The organism is Planifilum fimeticola, from assembly GCF_003001905.1.
In the GTDB taxonomy this organism is placed as follows: Bacteria; Bacillota; Bacilli; order Thermoactinomycetales; family DSM-44946; genus Planifilum; species Planifilum fimeticola.
In genome coordinates this window covers 1-15925 of sequence record NZ_PVNE01000042.1, presented here as the reverse complement: position 1 = coordinate 15925, position 15925 = coordinate 1, and the positions used below count along the sequence as shown (strand labels likewise).

Sequence of the window (15925 nt, the reverse complement as noted above, 5' to 3'; positions counted from 1 at the left end):
TCAGTTCTTCCAGATTGATATATTGAAACATCGCCATTTGGTTGCTCTTTTTTCCAAGCATCGAATCGTTCCTTTCGTTACAACTTTGAACCTCTAAATCCCTTCGACATTCAATCCCGTATTCCCGCCAATATCGATGCTTTTTTCACAACGCTTCTAGTACTATAGTTGAAAATAGTTAATTTATTGTATAAACTCCTGAAGTGATAAGAAAGATTCGGGAGGAATTCTAATGACTCCGCTAACTCCGCAATATCTCCGTAAAACGCTCCATCCACCGGACAACGAATATCTGATTGGGCAAAGTCTTTTGAAACCTTGCCCGAACGAATCGGGAGGGGATCCTTCCAGATATTTACTTCATTCAAATGCAGCCGGGACTGTTATTCCCCTGAAGTTTTGGAAGCGCAGCTCCTGGAAATAGTCATTTGGCAACAAGTTGTTCCGTTGATTCATGTCTGGGCTTGGTCGTACTGGCGCAGACGGCATCAAGCCACCGCTCAGTTTCATCTCTACCGTAAGCGATTGCTTTCTACATAATTACAACTGTGTACTAGTGAGAATTAGGAGGTGTCCTCCCCTGATTCGCCTTCCCAACCCAATTTCAAATGTCATCCGTGCTCGTGACATTTTACGAGACGTTATCATTCAAGCATTCGAAGAGGCAGGGTGGCCAGAGGACGGTCTCGATCACGACGACTTTGGAATAAGAGCGACAGAGCAAGGCCATGTTACGTCTAAAGGACAAATAGGTCGTAAGGCAAAGGAACTGAGCTACAATGCAGACCGATCACTAGATTCCGTTTTCAACCAGATGAAGATGATTACCGAGTTGTTCCGCATCTTGGGCTGGTTAATGCCTGTGCCAGACTCTCGGAGCCGATTTCTGGTGACTCCACTGGGAAGACAAGTTAGCAAATTCACCGGGGCGACATTCGATACCATCAAAAGCCGGAGCAGGGTTATCAGTGAGCATGAGTTACTTCGTTCATCTCTGCTGAACGTTTGCTTTCCACATCCTCACACGAACGCTAACTATGGGTACTCGCAACGGACATTCCTGTTAATCCTTCGAGTTGCAGAAGCCGTTGGAGGCTATCTTACCAGGGAAGAAATGATGCTGACAGCCCTAGAGGTTTCCAATGACCGTAGTGCCAAGGCCGTCAAGATATGTACCGACAAGATAAAGGCGTGGCGAACTGGTCAAGCATCCTTTGAGAGCGCCATGGATGCTTTCTTGCGTTCCAATTCCAAAGCCGATGGCACCCCTGTTCAGTTCTCGAGCTTGGCTAACTATACTCGGTTCACCTTGGCTGTCATTCGGGATGTAGGATGGTTCGAGGTTAAAACGGCCAAGGAACTACCCCACAACGTAAGACAGGAATACGTGACCGAGCTTGGTCCATCCAAGGCTCGACATGTTCAAGTGAACACTCTCACGAATGCAGGACGAGAGGAATTAACCCGAGTATCGACTCTGAAAGATATTCGTTGGCAGGATCTGCAGGGAGCCGATGAAAAAGACCTTGCCTGGCTAGTTGTACTTTTCATGGCATCCAAGGCCTGTCGCGAAATCGATGCTACATTAGCAGCCAAACTTGATCGTGGCGCATCAGTGTTAAGGAATCTCGGAGTCAAGGTTGACACTGTTCGTTCTGGCAAGTTGAAGCCGCTGCCGATCCTGTTTGAACCCAGTCAGCAATTACCTTCAAGAGTTCTACTTCATGCAGAGAAGTTGGTCCGTTAGGAGGTAACAAAGATGAGTCTAGACGATTTGTTCAGCCCAGTAGGACATGAAGATGAGGACACAACGTATCGAGTTCCGAAAAAAAAACTGTGGCCACCCAAGGCAATTACTCGTACCCTCAGCCAGCCTGCTACTTTACTCCTGGCGGACGGGAGCGAAGTAGAGGCAGCTTGCCTTAAATGTCACCCCGCTCCCTGTATTGAATACCTCCCCCATGAATCGAAGGTAGATGAAAAGGGGGTGCCCAACAATAAACCTACTCAGGTATGCCCTACCAACACTATTAGATATGGTGACAACAACTCCCCAAAGATTGATATGGACATATGTGTTCACTGTCAACTCTGCATTATTCGGTGCCCCGTTGGTGCGCTTTACTGGAACGACCAGAATGAAATCGAATATGATTCAGCGACACCCAGTTGGACAAAGGAGCTTAACGGAACACGTATGGAAGCCAAGGCGGCAACAGTTGAATGGCAAGAGACACTCAGTAAAACGCCCACTGTTTGGTCTGTTGATCCGGACCAGATTGTCCATGAGATTGCCTTGTTCCAGAAGAAGATTATCGATCCCAATATCGTATCCCCCGCTGGTCTAAAACAGGAGCACTATTACCCTCTAGTTAGGAATTTCTTCAGAGCATTGGGAACCAAGGCTGCTATCGGGAAAACCGGTGACACCCAATGGCGGTTCGACGGCATTGTGCTCAACCCTTGGGTTATGCCCATTGAGATTAAGGCACCCTCCGAAATACGTCGTATTGAACCTGGGGCTGCTCGCCAAGCTGTGGAAAATGCAGCTCTGATTGAATCCCGCTTCCAATTGGCCGTTAACCCACCGAGCATCGTTGTGGGGTACGAACTCCCGAATGAACGAAGTGCAGTGCAGAATTCCTGTGTGCATGTTCAAGAGGCATTCGGTGTCTCCGTGGGGTTATATACGACCGGCGTTTTGCTATATCTAATTCTTCGAGGACTCGAGTACAACTTTCACCTTAATGAGGACTTAGAGAACCTCTTCCGCTCAACTCTTGGTTCATGTGACGAAAGCGATCTAAAAGCTTTTTGGGCCGAGTACATGAAAAAGAGACTTGAGATTGTAGTACTCGGGAAATCGGCAGAAAAGGCAGGGCAACTTGCTCAATTCTTTCCACAAGGAAAGCTCCCTGCCCAATTCACCGTTGATGAACTCGTCGAACGGTGGAAAGGGGAAATTACTCTACTAGACCAACTTTCTACTACTCTGTTCCCAAGCAAGTAAGCAAAGGGACGTCAGTCGCACAAAACGCCACTGGTGTCTTTTCCATGTTCCAGAGGGTTGACTGATTGGCTCTGATGATCGACGGAGTCGTCTCAACCACATACCGCACCTTTTCCGACACTTCTGCAAGTTGTCCTTCCACTCGTTCCAGCCGGGACTCAATGCTGTCCAAGCGGCGGTGGATCTCTTCGAAATCCTTTTTCAAACTATGCCGGACCACCTCTACCAGTTCCACCGCAAATTCTTTGTTCAGATTCATGCTCACATCCTAAGTGGATGCCCCCGAATTCATTCAGGGGAGGATGTCACAACACCTAGAAACCTCTATCTTATAAATGCAGAGAAATCGGATGCTAATGCATCCATCAACCACTGTGGATGCATAGGAAGCATATCGACAGGAAGTTCCGCTGGATTAAAGAATCTGACTTCTGCGGATTCTTGGCGATCAGCTCGTACGGCCGCCATCCACACGACAGAGGAAACACAAAGTTATAAACTGAACTGGGCTAACCTGCGGCTTCAAGCCACCGTCCCGCGACGGGATGCCCCCCAATTGATTGGGGGGAGGATGTCACAAAACACTTCAACCCGCAAGGGAAGGGGAGGGACCTCAAATGGTACGATGGATGGCCCCACATGTGAATATGGCGGCAGTATTAAGGAATCTGTTGGCGCAACCCGGTCGCTGCAATATAGCAATAGCTATTGCTATGGATGAGACGGGTTGCCTTACAGCCTCGAGTTGTACGAGCAGGCGCTGCAATGTAGCCATAGCTTTCGCTATGGATGAGACCACCTTCACAATACCGCATCAATATTGGTGTTTCAATCTGTTTTGCGCGAATCTCGAGTGATCCTGCTAACAAGAGTCTATTGTTTGTGCCTGTGAAGATATTATTTAAAAAGACCGCAGGGTTTTTCGAGTTGTGCGAACCCCGTGGCATAACCGGCGGTACTCGGGGTTTCCAGGGAGGAAATTCCGTTTCGTACCGCAAACATACACGGCCCTTCTTCCGTCCCCCGCGTGTTCACCACTCCCTTCGGAAAACAGGTCCCATCCGGGGTTTTCGCTGTCTCCACTTACCCGTCGAGTTTATTCGGTTCCCTCACTTGTCCTGACTTTCAGCCCTTCCGTAGGTTGTGCACCACCGAGTAATATGGCCTCTATTGACTCCCGCCATGCCAGCCCCGTCCCGGCGGGGTTACGCTTCCTTTCCCTCCCTCCACCCGCCCCATTTACCGCCCTGCCCTTCGGCAGCAAGGACTATTTGTGTTGCGAACTCATCCAAGCAAGGACAGCCTCCTATGGGGTTCCTGTTCGTCGGGCCGGAGGTTTGCCGCCGGCTTCCTTCAGATCCCGCGTCGCCGCGGGTACCCTTGCCTTGAGCTAACGGCTACTGCTGCCTTCGCCGTTCGGGACTTTCACCCTATAGAGAGCGCCCATGCCGGGCGCACCAATAAAAAAACGGGGAGATTGGCTCCCCGTTACCCTGTGATTTGAAAGACAACATGACCGGATTCATCATCGAAGTCCTTTGACTTTAAAACCTCATCTGAAAACTGTTTCACGACTTCCGTGCTTTCAACCCCCAACAAGAGACTCAATACATGGAACTCCTTCTCTCGTTTCTTCGCATTAAACCTTTCAACAAAATCCTCCTTCAAATACGACTCCCCATCCGTCACAAACACCACGTCCGCCTGCTGAAAACGACTCTCCTCGATTACTCTTAACGCTTCTTCCAGCGGACGGTCAAAATACGTACCACCGGATAAGAATGTCTCCGCCAGGGTCACCATGTCCTTGGGGGTTATTTTCCCCTTCGGATAGCGGAAAGTGCGGGTACTTACGGAAAACAGGATCAGCGCAAAGTCCCGCTTCTGTTTCCGGGCAATTGACATCAGCGCAAGAGCGAAGCCTTTGGCTTGACTGTCCAATCCCGACATACTCCCGGATTGGTCAAGACAAAGGACAATCGGTCCTTTCCCCAACGTTTCCTTCCCCTTTTGCTCATACTGCATCGTCTGTCCTTCGGCAAAACGGCGCAGGAAATCCACTCTTGTGGCTGGATGGGAATACATTCCTAGTTCCATGGGCAACAAGCGTTCCACCTGATTGCCTAAGGTCACACCACTTCGGTCAACGGATTCCTGGTACTTGAAACGTTGCTTCTTCCGGGCAATCCGTTTAAACCGCCCGGCCCACTCCGCAATTTCCTTCAGTTTACGATTGTAAGTCATTTTCTCAGCCAGCGCGATCTGATCCCGAAGCGGAACTTTTTTCAGTTCGGCTTCCCCGCTCCCGGCAGTAATACCACCGACAAGTGATTTCAGATCGCTTTTTGTTTGTTTCGTTTCTTTTACCGCTTCCGCCATGGCTTGGCTGAAGTCTGACTTGCCATGCTGTCCCAAGGACTTTTGGAGTTCTTGTGCGACCTGTTCCATTTCCTGCTGAAGACTCCGCCGGATATCCTGCTCTCTAGCCCCTTCATCCTCACTCTCTGACTCCGATGCTTTCTCTTTCTGTTGTTGGAGTTGCTGTTGCAGCTTCCGGACCTCCTCCATCCGCTTTCTGAGTTCCTCGTTTCTCCGTTCCTGTTCGGCAAGCCAGTCATTGGTTTTCTCACCAAACTTGACTGTACCGATGGCTGACGAAAGGTCGTCGAGGCAAGTGAACTCACGGAAATTTTGAAAAGAGTCATCGTTCATGATCGTTTCCATGAGTTGCTTGTTTGCAGATAAATCCGTGTCCACTTCTTCCTTGATTTCAGGCCTCATTTTGTAAAGGGAGGCCCATATGTCCCCGAGCAGATCAGGGAATGTCGGCAAGCGTTGTTCACCCGCTTCATTCAATTTCTGTAACTGCTTGGACATGTTGAATATCTCATTGAAACGTCTTTTATCGAACGCATCCGTGTTTAAAACGGATTTGATTTTTCGATACACAGTCAGTCGCTCCTTTTAAAGGAAACATGCCAAAGAAGTTCCCCTTCTTTGGCATGTCAATTGAAGTTTGTTAGTAATTTACCTGTCGATTTTCTTCCTTACATTTTCACTAATTTCTTCCAAATCATATTCCCACGCAAAGTAAGTAACTCCGTCATTCCCTTTCACATGGTAGTACGGTTTTTCGTAAAACCATACATCCCAACTTACTATCGTTACGATTTGGGAGTGATTTCTGTAACGCACATATCGCGCCTTTTGTCCAGGCTTGAACCGAGCCTTTTCCAGCACCGCCAATATGCGTTCTGCGTCCTCACGTGTTGAAGCCCACATACGCTCATTAACGTGATTACGTACCCAGTCATTTTTCTCACTGTCCCAAATTCCCCAGCTACTATCGGTTTTCGACCATTTCTTTACGATGAGCATGATTGACTCCTCCCGGAAAGGCGGTCTCCTGCTCCCTGGTTTCAGACTCCCAAAATCGTCTCGGTTACAAACCGTTTCCTTTCCATAACCTTTTTAAGCAGGGGTAGAATTTCTGCTTTCCGGTCTGAATGCTCGGCAGAAAGCCGCTTCAACTGTGCTTCCAACGCTTTTAATTTCTGCGTCGCCTCAAGCCCGGCATCTGTCGAGCCATTCTCTCGAACAGCGGCCAAGATGTCAGTACTTTCAGCTTCAATCCGTTCCAGTTCCGTCGTAATCCGGTCTTGTGCGTTCTCCTTGACAATTCCGGACACGATTTCTTTCTGATCCACCGTTTCCCACAGGGCATGGGAAAGGATCAGGATGTCTTTCAACTCGACGGTCTGTCGTTGCTCAATCAATGCTTTTGCCTGCAACAGCCTCAAGGACTGTCGGAAACGTCGGTCAGAAGGCCGGATGCCTTCGTCCCGCAGTTTGCGGCGAATCGTTGCCAGCGTCTGGTAGACTTCATCCGGGATGTCTACCATGTCGGCATAAAATTGAAACTGTCGCAGTTCATCCAGCGTGATCGACGGCATAGCCTGATTCGCTCTGGTCCCTTTCAACATGGAGATAAAGCACTGGTCGTCCACGATGTAATCCACTTCACATCGGAGCAGAAAACGGTCGAACAAGGCTTCCAGTCCTTCGCCCTCTTCCGGGTATTCGTTGGACGCCCCCACAATCGTCATCAGAGGCGTCTGAACGGGTGTCCCATTGTTGTAAAATACCCTTTCGTTGATTAACGTCAGTAAGCTGTTCAAGATAGCAGAATTGCTTTTGAATATCTCATCAAGAAAAACAATGTGTGCTTCAGGCATTTTTCCTGCTGTATTTCGTTTATACACACCTTTCTCCAACTCTTTGAGGCTCAGCGGCCCGAACAGTTCCTCCGGCGTGCTGAACCGGGTCAGCAGCCATTGGAAGTAGTTTGCCCCCTGCACGATCTTTGCCAATTCCGCCGATAAAGCGGACTTGGCTGTTCCTGCCGGACCGATCAACAGTAAATGCTGACGGGCCAACAGGGCAATCAGCAGGGCTTCGACTTCACGCTCTCTTTCGAAAAACCTGGTGTTGAGAGCATTTTTGATTTCAATGATCTTTTGGAACATGCCGATCTCTCCCTTTTTTAAAATGTAAAAAGGCCAAGCATCTCCGAATTGCCGGAAATACTCGGCCTTTGAATCTGCTCATCGTCTCTTAAACGGCTAAACGGCTTCCACCAATTGCGCCACTTGGACGCGTATCTTTGCGATGTAAGCCTCCATTGTTTTAAAATCTTCGGTGACAAGGCTTCGATAATCCTTGTACTGACCGATGATACGTCGGGCTTCGTCAATGATCTCCTTGACTTGCCCTTTCTTAAGATGGCCCGTTTCTGCAGATCGGCACTCATCCAGCACTCTTTCAAAGTGCTCTCGAAGCTTGTGCGTCACCAACTTTCGGTTATCCAAAGTGTCGACCAGCGGCACTTTGAATCCCTCGCTGTTTTCTAACGAACTGGCAAATCGGCACAGCTTCACCAAACCTTCTGTGTGAACCGAAGGAACGAAGTACACTCCCCCACTGGGCCTCACCGGTGTCGGCGCCAGCGACTTCAAAATATTCGCTAGCATTACGCGAAGATGCTGGGCCGAGTAGTGATCGCGGTACAGGTAATACTTCCGCTCCGCTTCACGAGCAAGTTCCTCCGCGGGAGGGTAGGAGGATACAATGGAAATGTTCTGGGTCTTTTTGTCCAGCGTCAAGACAGCCGCCCGACTATTGTAGTCAAGGCGTTTCCCCCGCTGATCCACCGTTTCGACCACGATGTTTCGTTGAACCATGTCCTTGTCTGAATATACTTCTCGGACAAGGTAGTTCTCGTAGACATCCGCTTGCGCCGTAGCCCTTCGAGTCTGGATCTCACTGGTGGCCCGACGAAAAGCATCGGGAGGCCGAATGGGATTCGGCATCCAGCCTTTGTCCAATCCGGCAGCCAACAGCTTCTGCTCCAATTCATCCCGCCGGATTAACTGCCCCCCCACTGAATACCACATGAGGTGGCCAATAATCCCTTCCTGCTGCTCGTTCCGGACGGCCACTACATTTTGAATGTCGATCGCCATTTTAACTCCTCCTTGTTTGATTAAATAAAAAACACATCTAACCTTTGATGGTTAAATGTGTTTTTCTGTCGCTCGCTCAGGTGTCGTTTTAACTCTTATTTCACTTCAAGTTCCTTTCACCTATTGGTACAACTTTAGACCTTCTCCTTCCCTATAAAACGCAAAAAAACCGACCTCATCCCTTTTACGAGATGAACTCGGTTCTTTTAAATGCGCTATCGCGCAATGATGACAAGTTTTTGTGACGGTACCCGCCGACCCGGTTTCCTCCTGATCATCACCGATGTGATGTGGAGGTGCAAGGGCAATACATTCCTGCCAAGCTTTCACCTGCAAATGGGTGATACGATGGCCGAAAAACAAAAGAACGTATTATAAGATAATTATAGCAGATCAAGGCAGTTTCAACAAGAATCGAGTAGGAGGCGGGGTCTCCCCGCCGTCCCCTCACACCACCGTACGTACCGTTCGGTATACGGCGGTTCGTCATGACTTGCGGATGGACAGATACCTTTGCTCCAGGCTGACCAAATTTTGATCCGACCAATAAGCTTTGTTCAGTGCGCTGTTCAGGAAGAGAGAGGCCCGCCATGGGCCTTTTCTCGTGTTGGCAATCGTGAAGACGGCTGCATCGGGCAATCCCAATGACCGCAGTTCCCGAATCCGGGTGCGGACCCGCTTCCACTGCGTCCACAGGCAGGCCCGGAGTCGGCGGCGAATCCACTCGTCCAGTTGCCTCAGAATGTTTCGGGCGTCCGCCAAGGCAAAGTAGCCCACCCATCCTTTCAGGTACTGGTTGAGTTTCTCGATCCGCTCCGCCATCGGCTGCGACCGGTTCCGTTTCGTCCGTCTCCGGATTTGATCCTTCACTCGGCGGACGGTTTCCGGTGCCAGCCGAATTCCCGTTCCATTCTTCCCCTGGTAGAAGCTGAATCCGAGAAACTTCCGCCTCCACGGGCGATCCACGGCGCTTTTCTTCCGGTTCACCCGAAGCTTGAGCTTCTGTTCCAGGAAGCGGGTGATGCTCTCCATCACACGCTGTCCGGCCCGGAAGCTCTTGACGTAGATGTTACAATCATCCGCATAACGGACGAACCTCAAGCCCCGTTTCTCCAGCTCCCTGTCCAGGTCATCCAGGAGAATGTTGGCCAAAAGCGGACTCAACGGGCCGCCTTGCGGCGTGCCTTCTCCCGTGGCGACCCGTACGCCGTTTTCCATCATGCCCGCTTCCAGGTAGGAACGGATCAGGCGAAGGACCCGCTTGTCCTTCACTTTCCGGGCCACCCGGGCCATGAGGATGTCGTGGTTGACCCGGTCGAAGAATTTCTCCAGATCGATGTCCACCACGACCCGGTAGCCTTCTTCCATGGTTTGCCTCGCTTTCCTGACGGCGTCGTGTGCCCTTCTCCCCGGCCGGAACCCGTAGCTGTGCTCCGAAAATCCCGGGTCGAAGATCGGGGTCAATACCTGGAGCAGCGCCTGCTGGATCAGCCGGTCGGTGGTGGTCGGGATCCCCAGCATCCGTGTCCCGCCTCCGGGCTTTGGGATGTCTCGCCTTTTCACGGGCGCGGGCCGGTAGGTCCCGTTCCGGAGTTCCTGCTTGATCGCCTCCCAGTGGTTCGCCAGGTGGGACTTGAGGTTTTTCACGTCCACTCCGTCGACCCCGGGAGCCCCTCCGTTTGCCACCACTCGCTTGTATGCCCGGATCATGTTGTCTCTCTCCAACATCTTCTCCAGCAAGGGGTATGCTGTGGCCTCCGGGGAGGGAGTTCCGTTTCGCGCCGCAGGCAAACTCGGCCCTTCTTCCGTCCCCCGCGGATTCACCGCTTCCTCCGGAAGACAGGCCCCATCCGGGGTTTTCTGCTGTCTCCGCTTGCCCGTCGAGCTCATTCGGTTCCCTCCCTTGTCTTGACGTTCGGCCCTTCCGCAGGTGGTGCACCACCCGCGTACTATGGCCTCTGCTGACTCCTGCCATGCCAGCCCCGCCTCCCGGCGGGGGTTACCGAGTCACTCGGTCCATGACAGGCCTCCCCGGGTAAGGACGCTCTCTTTCCCTCCATCCACCCGCCCCATTTACTGCCCCTGCCCTTCGGCAGCAAGGACTTTGTCTTGTTTCGCAGACTCATCCAAGCAAGGACAGCCTCCTATGGGGTTCCTGTTCGTCGGGTCGGAGGTTTGCCGCCGGCTTCCTTCAGATCCCGCGTCGCCACGGGCACCCTTGCCTTGAGCTAACGGCTACTGCTACCTTCGCCGTTCGGGACTTTCACCCTATAGAGAGCGCCCATGCCGGGCGCACAAAAACAAACCCATCGGAAAAATCTCCGATGGGTTTCTGTTCATCCGGCTTGGCTCAGGATGAATTTCTCCTCCCATGGCACTTCGGGGAGAATGCCTGCTCTGTGTAAGCATCCTGAACCTTGGTCCATTCGATCATTTCGTCAAAATCGGATCGGCTCCTGCGGCGGTCCGCACTTGCCGCAACGTGACCGCCTCCGAGGGTTCACTTTTGCCACCTCACTTTGATGGTGCGCCATCTCCTTTGCCGATTTACACCAACTCCTTCATGAGGGCTGTACAAAACAGCCGCTCATCGTCGAATAGTTGTTGCCGCCGTGCCTGTTCCTCCTCCGCTTCCTGCTTGTCGAAGAAGACTTCAAAGTCCTGCACCCGACCTGTTAGTTCCTCATAAGTAAACACCACATATGATTTTTCCATTCTTCATCATCCCTCCAAGTAATCATTTCTTGCGAGACGCAAATCTCCGCGTCTCTTTTTTACGTCCGTATTGGGACAGCACGTCCTCTCCCCAGCCCAACTTCTTCAAGCTAACGGCAGAGAGAGTCAACAACTCCCACGGATTCATCCCTTCCAAGGCGATCTCTTGAGCCATTCTCTTAAGGCCATCCGCCTCGAATTCCCAAGAGACGGAAGTCACGTAGCCCCAAACCCTATCTCGGGTTTCTACCGGGCCGTTTTCGTCCACGAAACGCTTTAGCTCTTGCTTCATGGACTTCAGCGCGGCTTCTACCCTCTCAATCTCATCCGCAAGCCGAATTGCCTGATCAACGGTTTCGATGGTTTCCGTAGTTTCCATCGTGAAGCTCATATTCCTCCCTCCCATGAATCCCGGCGCGACGGCACGGGATTCATGCCACCGTTTTACGCCGGGTGGAAGGCGATTTTATGAGGACGGCAAGTATGCCGATCCAAACTTTTTAAAACACTCCGCAGCGAACGGGCAGTGTCTGCAGGCCCCCGAAGGCGTAGCCGGAAAAAGGTCATCCGCTTTTTCCGGTGCCAAGTCGAGGATCAAACGCTTTTCGTCGATCTTCTCTGCCAATACAATCGCCCATTGCCGCGAACGCTCCATGTCGTGGCTGTCAAAGACATGTTTGCTTTCTTTTTGGTACCGGAGGAAATACAAACTGCCCTCGACCTGATCCACACCTCTTAACCGACTGACTGCCCAGGCGTACAACCCCACCTGGTGATTGTCAAGAACCCCATAGGGCCGCCGGTTCGACTTCCAATCGACCAGCACATTTCCAGAAACCAAGTCGATGTACCCCTGGATCTCCGGGGCTGTAGGCGAATCGGAAAGGGGGAGCCGGAAGTAAACCTCCGTTTCCCCCATGTGCGGGCAGATCGGGGCCTTTTCCACCAGTTCCGAGATTTCGTCGAAGGAAACCTCAGGGTGGAAATCGGCCTCCGCCCAACCCTTTAAAACAGCTTCTTCATGTCGGTCCCCCGAAATGACCCGCTCTATGCCTTTATGGACCGCCTTCCCCAACGCCAGCGCTTTCGTCACCGGCTCTTCCCGGCCTTCGATATATTTCAATCGAAAGCGGAGGGGGCAAGTCTCGTAAAGACTCAGGCGGGAGAAGGAGTAAATCATCATTCTTCCCGCCTAGAATGGCAGGTCCGAATCGGGGATTTCAATAGGTTCCCCTTCGTCTGCGAACGGGTCTCTCTGATTCGACTTCGACTGCTGTTGCGAACGGTTCCGGCTCCCTTTCGGTTCCAGGAACTGAACGGAAGACGCCACCACTTCTGTGATGAAGAAGCGCTGGCCGTTCTTCTCGTAGGACCGGGTTTGAAGACGCCCATCTACCCCTGCCAAATTGCCTTTCTTCAGGTACTCGGCAGTACTTTCCGCCGCCTTTCTCCAAACGACCACCCGTATGAAATCCGCCTCACGATCCCCGTTCTGGTTCGTGAACGGACGGTTGACAGCCAAGGTGAACGTACACACGCCCACACCGTTCGGGGTGTATCGCAACTCCGGATCATTCGTGAGCCGGCCAACAAGTGTCACGCGATTCATCATTTTGGACTCCTTTCCGCTCTGCAAGCGCCCTTCATTTGCTGATCCGTTGAAGGGAACGGATATTTTTCAGGATCACAGACATGAAGCGCAAAGGCTTCCGCCTGTTCCGTCCATTCAGGTCGTTCGGAGAGTGAGTAGATGTTCAGAACGGGTTTCAACAACTCTGCTCCGATCTCTTTCTCCCTCTCCCGGATCTTTTGAACGGCCTCTTGAAAGTTGATGCCGTGGATACCAACGATCAGCGTCTGAAACGCCGATCGTCTTTCCCCGGCGACAAAGTCCCGCCAATCCTGCCAACACTCGTCTCTTTTGCGCTTATAAATGCGTAAATCGCATTTTCGCAAACCGAGAAAGTCCGGCTTTTGTTTGTACCCCATCAGTCGGTACTGATGAAGAGACAAACGCTCTGCCGGGTGTGGCTTGTATCCCTTGCCCTTCTGCTCCCGGTACCGCTCCATCACGTCGCTTTCCGGGATTCCTTCCAGCAACGAGATGAACCGGAAGACGCCGCCGGATTCGCCGCAAAACCAACATTTGAACACTTGATCTTGGGTGTTCAGGGAAAGATAAAACTTTCTCTCCTTGCCGGGTGCGGAGTCGGCCCTGCAGAAAGGGCACTTTGCGCGTGCCTCCTTCTTGCCGAGCGTTTTCGGATCGAATTTCAATCCGTGACGTTCGGCAACGGGGAGAATCTCAGGAAGCATGGGCATCACCCTTCAGAACGTGCAAGGCGGTGTCCTGTACACTCCCGGGAACCGGGATCTGTTCCCATTCCGGTTGGAGGATTACTGCACGGCTTTCTATCCGCACCGTCTTTGGTCTTTCCCACCACCGCCATTGCTTGTAACACGCCACTGCTTTTTCCACGTGCGAACACATAGTGTGGAAACGATGGGCTGGACAACGGTGGATGACAGTAAGCTCGTCGCCGTTCGGCTCTACCTTGACTAGGTAGACGCCGGTTTTGGATTTGGACGGGATGACGCAAATAAGCACCACCCCGTCCGTAAACGTCGCAGTAATCATTACGCGACACCTGCAATTGCTTTATGGCCGTTAACGGATTCCAAAAACTTGAATCCGTTTTCCTCGCGAACCTCCATGTGAAACGGCTGGTCTTCCGGAATTTGTTCGGCCAGCTGGACACCTTCCTCCCCTTTCGCCAATACCAGCAACGTTTCGTCGTTGCTGGCATCTTTTACTTGTACTTTGGTAAAGGGGATCCCGGAAGGAGATATGCCAGATTCCCGTTTCACCAATACATACTTTCTGGATTGTTCGTTAGACGTTACAGAAGACGTTTCATCGGAAAGTGTTGCTTGCTCTTCCTCTGTCTCTGTCTCTGCCTCTTCTTGTTGCTTCTTTTGTTTGGAATCTTTAGAACTTGGTTTATCATATTCTCGCTTCGTTTCCATCTTTTCCCGTTCATTCTCCGGCTGAAAAACGGATTGAGAGGGCATGGGCGTGATTGATTCGATACCGCGGTCCCCATTCCCGATGTCGTCCAGCCCCATTTCCTCGACAGTGTATAAGCCGCCGAGCGGGAACTGGCGCCGCAGGACAAACACCTCCGCAACTTTTTGAATCATGGCTGAGGGCATCTTGTCCCAGATCGGAGAAGGCCCTCCCTGGGAACGTGCGTTGGCTTTGAAGTATTCTTCAAAGTCAACGAATACGGAGACGGGGTGAAAGCGACGGTGTTTTAAAATCGCGTAGGCCCCGATAATTCCCCCTCTTTTTTTCCCGAACTTGTGCTTGACGTTTCCTTCGGAAGGGAGAAATTCAAATTCGTCTCCCTCCCGGACAACGTTGGACACAGGCGCACCCACATAATCGGGGTGCATCGATGCAATCCGGATTAACCCATCACGGGTTGTGATGAAATTCGTTCGTGGACCTTGTCGTGTTTCATATCGCTGAAACACGATGTCGTTCAAAAGCGGATTCAAACCAAACATCTCACATACTTCGATGAAATGCTTGGCTTCGTCTTCCGTTCCTCCTTCTGGCTGAACAAACCGTTTCCAAATGAGAGACTTTTGTTCTTGGGAGAAGGACAAAACTTTTTTCATTCTCTCTCCTCCTTCTGTTAATAACTGTTAATAAAAAGACATCTCTCTCCATCGTGGGCAAGATGTCTTTTTATTTTTTATTCCAATCTCCCTCCGCCGGTCGGCGGTAGGTCGCCACCCTTTTGGTTGGGGTGTGTCCTGCCTACACCTCCCCCTCTGAATCGGTATCTTTCCGGTCAGCCCGGGAACCGTCACGAACCTCGTAGGACTTTAAGGTGTGATCGTAGATCCCTGACCGCTTATTGCGGGGACGCCACAGCACCAGATCGGAAAGAAACTTCTGACGAAGTTTGGCCATCTCCATTTGTTTAACTGGGCAGTCCATTCTCTTCACCTCTTCATTGCTTTTTATTAAAAAAAGACGCTTCACCCTTTGGGCTTTGGGCAAAACGTCTTTTAAACCACTTTTTAGTTTTGAAAACAAAAAAGCCGACGGTCCCCCGAAGGGTTCCATCGGCTTTGAATCGTCTACTCAAACGGTTTGTTCATCCTTCACGGATAGAACAAACCACCTTTGCAACGGTACTTCACTTCTCCGTTCTTCCAGCTTCCTCCCGATCATCACTGAGGTGACGTGGAGGTGCAAGGATTGTCAGCTTGGTAGCTCTTTGTGCTGACTTTCCTTCTGTCTGACTGAATGAAGGTGTGTCAACAACAGAATGAATGAAAATCAAGTGATTCTTGAAATAATTATACCAAACACACCTCCGTAAAACAAGGGAATTTGCATGTTTTTCCGCCATTCCATGAGCGGACGAAAAGTCAGGCTCCCGACACCGCTTTCTTGGTTGTTTGGCAGCAAACACGCGTCGGAAGCCGTATTCTTCATGATATCTAGAAGCATTGTGAAAAAAGCATCGATATTGGCGGGAATATGGGATTGAATGTCGAAGGGATTCAGAGGTTCAAAGTTGTAACGAAAGGAACGATTCGATGCTTGGAAAAAAGAGCAACCAAATGGCGATGTTTCAATATATCAATCTGGAAGAACTGA

Annotated in this window: 15 protein-coding genes; 2 read left to right on the top strand and 13 right to left on the bottom strand. The window is 51.1% G+C overall.

Going from position 1 to position 15925, the window contains the following annotated elements; all coding sequences use genetic code 11:
* Positions 1 to 1117: 1117 nt before the first annotated feature.
* Both CLV97_RS17955 and CLV97_RS16875 read left to right on the top strand, forming a co-directional pair.
* The gene (locus tag CLV97_RS17955; RefSeq protein ID WP_146130536.1) at positions 1118 to 1747 is read left to right on the top strand and encodes a hypothetical protein; all 630 of its coding nucleotides are present in this window, start codon (positions 1118 to 1120) and stop codon (positions 1745 to 1747) included.
* A 12-nt stretch (positions 1748 to 1759) separates the two neighbouring features.
* The gene (locus CLV97_RS16875; RefSeq protein ID WP_106346699.1) at positions 1760 to 3010 is read left to right on the top strand and encodes an ATP-binding protein; all 1251 of its coding nucleotides are present in this window, start codon (positions 1760 to 1762) and stop codon (positions 3008 to 3010) included.
* Here CLV97_RS16875 and CLV97_RS16870 read toward each other — a convergent pair.
* From CLV97_RS16870 to CLV97_RS17950, 13 genes are all read right to left on the bottom strand, one after another.
* Complete coding sequence (locus CLV97_RS16870; RefSeq protein WP_106346698.1) at positions 2988 to 3269, bottom strand: hypothetical protein; 282 nt, start codon at positions 3267 to 3269, stop codon at positions 2988 to 2990. The two genes, CLV97_RS16875 and CLV97_RS16870, sit on opposite strands and share 23 nt — an antisense overlap.
* Before the next feature lie 1229 nt (positions 3270 to 4498).
* Positions 4499 to 5959 carry a VWA domain-containing protein gene (locus tag CLV97_RS16865; protein WP_245891690.1) on the bottom strand — a complete coding sequence of 487 codons (1461 nt, stop codon included), beginning with the start codon at positions 5957 to 5959 and terminating at the stop codon, positions 4499 to 4501.
* Positions 5960 to 6037: 78 nt separating this feature from the next.
* A complete protein-coding gene (locus CLV97_RS16860) occupies positions 6038 to 6388 on the bottom strand; it encodes a hypothetical protein (RefSeq protein WP_106346696.1) in 351 nt (116 codons plus the stop codon).
* 41 nt (positions 6389 to 6429) lie between these two features.
* Positions 6430 to 7536, bottom strand: coding sequence for an AAA family ATPase (locus tag CLV97_RS16855; protein WP_106346695.1), 1107 nt, complete (start codon positions 7534 to 7536; stop codon positions 6430 to 6432).
* Between the two features lie 96 nt (positions 7537 to 7632).
* Positions 7633 to 8532 carry a DUF6744 family protein gene (locus CLV97_RS16850; protein ID WP_106346694.1) on the bottom strand — a complete coding sequence of 300 codons (900 nt, stop codon included), beginning with the start codon at positions 8530 to 8532 and terminating at the stop codon, positions 7633 to 7635.
* Between the two features lie 486 nt (positions 8533 to 9018).
* Positions 9019 to 10422 (bottom strand): group II intron reverse transcriptase/maturase, encoded by a 1404-nt coding sequence (gene ltrA / locus CLV97_RS16845; RefSeq protein ID WP_106346693.1) that lies wholly within the window; start codon positions 10420 to 10422, stop codon positions 9019 to 9021.
* Between the two features lie 657 nt (positions 10423 to 11079).
* Positions 11080 to 11247: a hypothetical protein gene (locus CLV97_RS18285; protein ID WP_170070593.1), complete on the bottom strand. Its 168-nt coding sequence runs from the start codon at positions 11245 to 11247 to the stop codon at positions 11080 to 11082.
* A gap of 22 nt (positions 11248 to 11269) precedes the next feature.
* Positions 11270 to 11638: a hypothetical protein gene (locus CLV97_RS16835; RefSeq protein WP_245891689.1), complete on the bottom strand. Its 369-nt coding sequence runs from the start codon at positions 11636 to 11638 to the stop codon at positions 11270 to 11272.
* A 75-nt stretch (positions 11639 to 11713) separates the two neighbouring features.
* A complete protein-coding gene (locus tag CLV97_RS16830) occupies positions 11714 to 12427 on the bottom strand; it encodes a RecB family exonuclease (protein ID WP_106346701.1) in 714 nt (237 codons plus the stop codon).
* Between the two features lie 12 nt (positions 12428 to 12439).
* Positions 12440 to 12859 (bottom strand): single-stranded DNA-binding protein, encoded by a 420-nt coding sequence (gene ssb, locus CLV97_RS16825; RefSeq protein WP_106346692.1) that lies wholly within the window; start codon positions 12857 to 12859, stop codon positions 12440 to 12442.
* A complete protein-coding gene (locus CLV97_RS16820) occupies positions 12856 to 13563 on the bottom strand; it encodes a hypothetical protein (RefSeq protein WP_106346691.1) in 708 nt (235 codons plus the stop codon). Before CLV97_RS16820 ends, ssb begins: the two co-directional genes overlap by 4 nt.
* Positions 13564 to 13884: 321 nt before the next feature.
* Entirely contained in the window at positions 13885 to 14931 is a 1047-nt protein-coding gene (locus tag CLV97_RS16810; RefSeq protein ID WP_106346689.1) for a RecT family recombinase, read from the bottom strand.
* Positions 14932 to 15073: 142 nt separating this feature from the next.
* Complete coding sequence (locus tag CLV97_RS17950) at positions 15074 to 15256, bottom strand: hypothetical protein (RefSeq protein WP_146130535.1); 183 nt, start codon at positions 15254 to 15256, stop codon at positions 15074 to 15076.
* Positions 15257 to 15925: the final 669 nt, after the last annotated feature.

Bases quoted from the DNA above. Each gene is read 5' to 3' on its own strand.
- CLV97_RS17950 (WP_146130535.1), bottom strand. From the start codon at position 15,256: ATGGACTGCCCAGTTAAACAAATGGAGATGGCCAAACTTCGTCAGAAG.
- ssb (WP_106346692.1), bottom strand. From the start codon at position 12,859: ATGATGAATCGCGTGACACTTGTTGGCCGGCTCACGAATGATCCGGAG.
- ltrA (WP_106346693.1), bottom strand. From the start codon at position 10,422: ATGAGCTCGACGGGCAAGCGGAGACAGCAGAAAACCCCGGATGGGGCC.
- CLV97_RS16835 (WP_245891689.1), bottom strand. From the start codon at position 11,638: ATGAGCTTCACGATGGAAACTACGGAAACCATCGAAACCGTTGATCAG.
- CLV97_RS16870 (WP_106346698.1), bottom strand. From the start codon at position 3,269: ATGAATCTGAACAAAGAATTTGCGGTGGAACTGGTAGAGGTGGTCCGG.
- CLV97_RS16810 (WP_106346689.1), bottom strand. From the start codon at position 14,931: ATGAAAAAAGTTTTGTCCTTCTCCCAAGAACAAAAGTCTCTCATTTGG.
- CLV97_RS16820 (WP_106346691.1), bottom strand. From the start codon at position 13,563: ATGCTTCCTGAGATTCTCCCCGTTGCCGAACGTCACGGATTGAAATTC.
- CLV97_RS16850 (WP_106346694.1), bottom strand. From the start codon at position 8,532: ATGGCGATCGACATTCAAAATGTAGTGGCCGTCCGGAACGAGCAGCAG.
- CLV97_RS16830 (WP_106346701.1), bottom strand. From the start codon at position 12,427: ATGATTTACTCCTTCTCCCGCCTGAGTCTTTACGAGACTTGCCCCCTC.
- CLV97_RS16855 (WP_106346695.1), bottom strand. From the start codon at position 7,536: ATGTTCCAAAAGATCATTGAAATCAAAAATGCTCTCAACACCAGGTTT.
- CLV97_RS18285 (WP_170070593.1), bottom strand. From the start codon at position 11,247: ATGGAAAAATCATATGTGGTGTTTACTTATGAGGAACTAACAGGTCGG.
- CLV97_RS16860 (WP_106346696.1), bottom strand. From the start codon at position 6,388: ATGCTCATCGTAAAGAAATGGTCGAAAACCGATAGTAGCTGGGGAATT.
- CLV97_RS17955 (WP_146130536.1), top strand. From the start codon at position 1,118: ATGCTGACAGCCCTAGAGGTTTCCAATGACCGTAGTGCCAAGGCCGTC.
- CLV97_RS16875 (WP_106346699.1), top strand. From the start codon at position 1,760: ATGAGTCTAGACGATTTGTTCAGCCCAGTAGGACATGAAGATGAGGAC.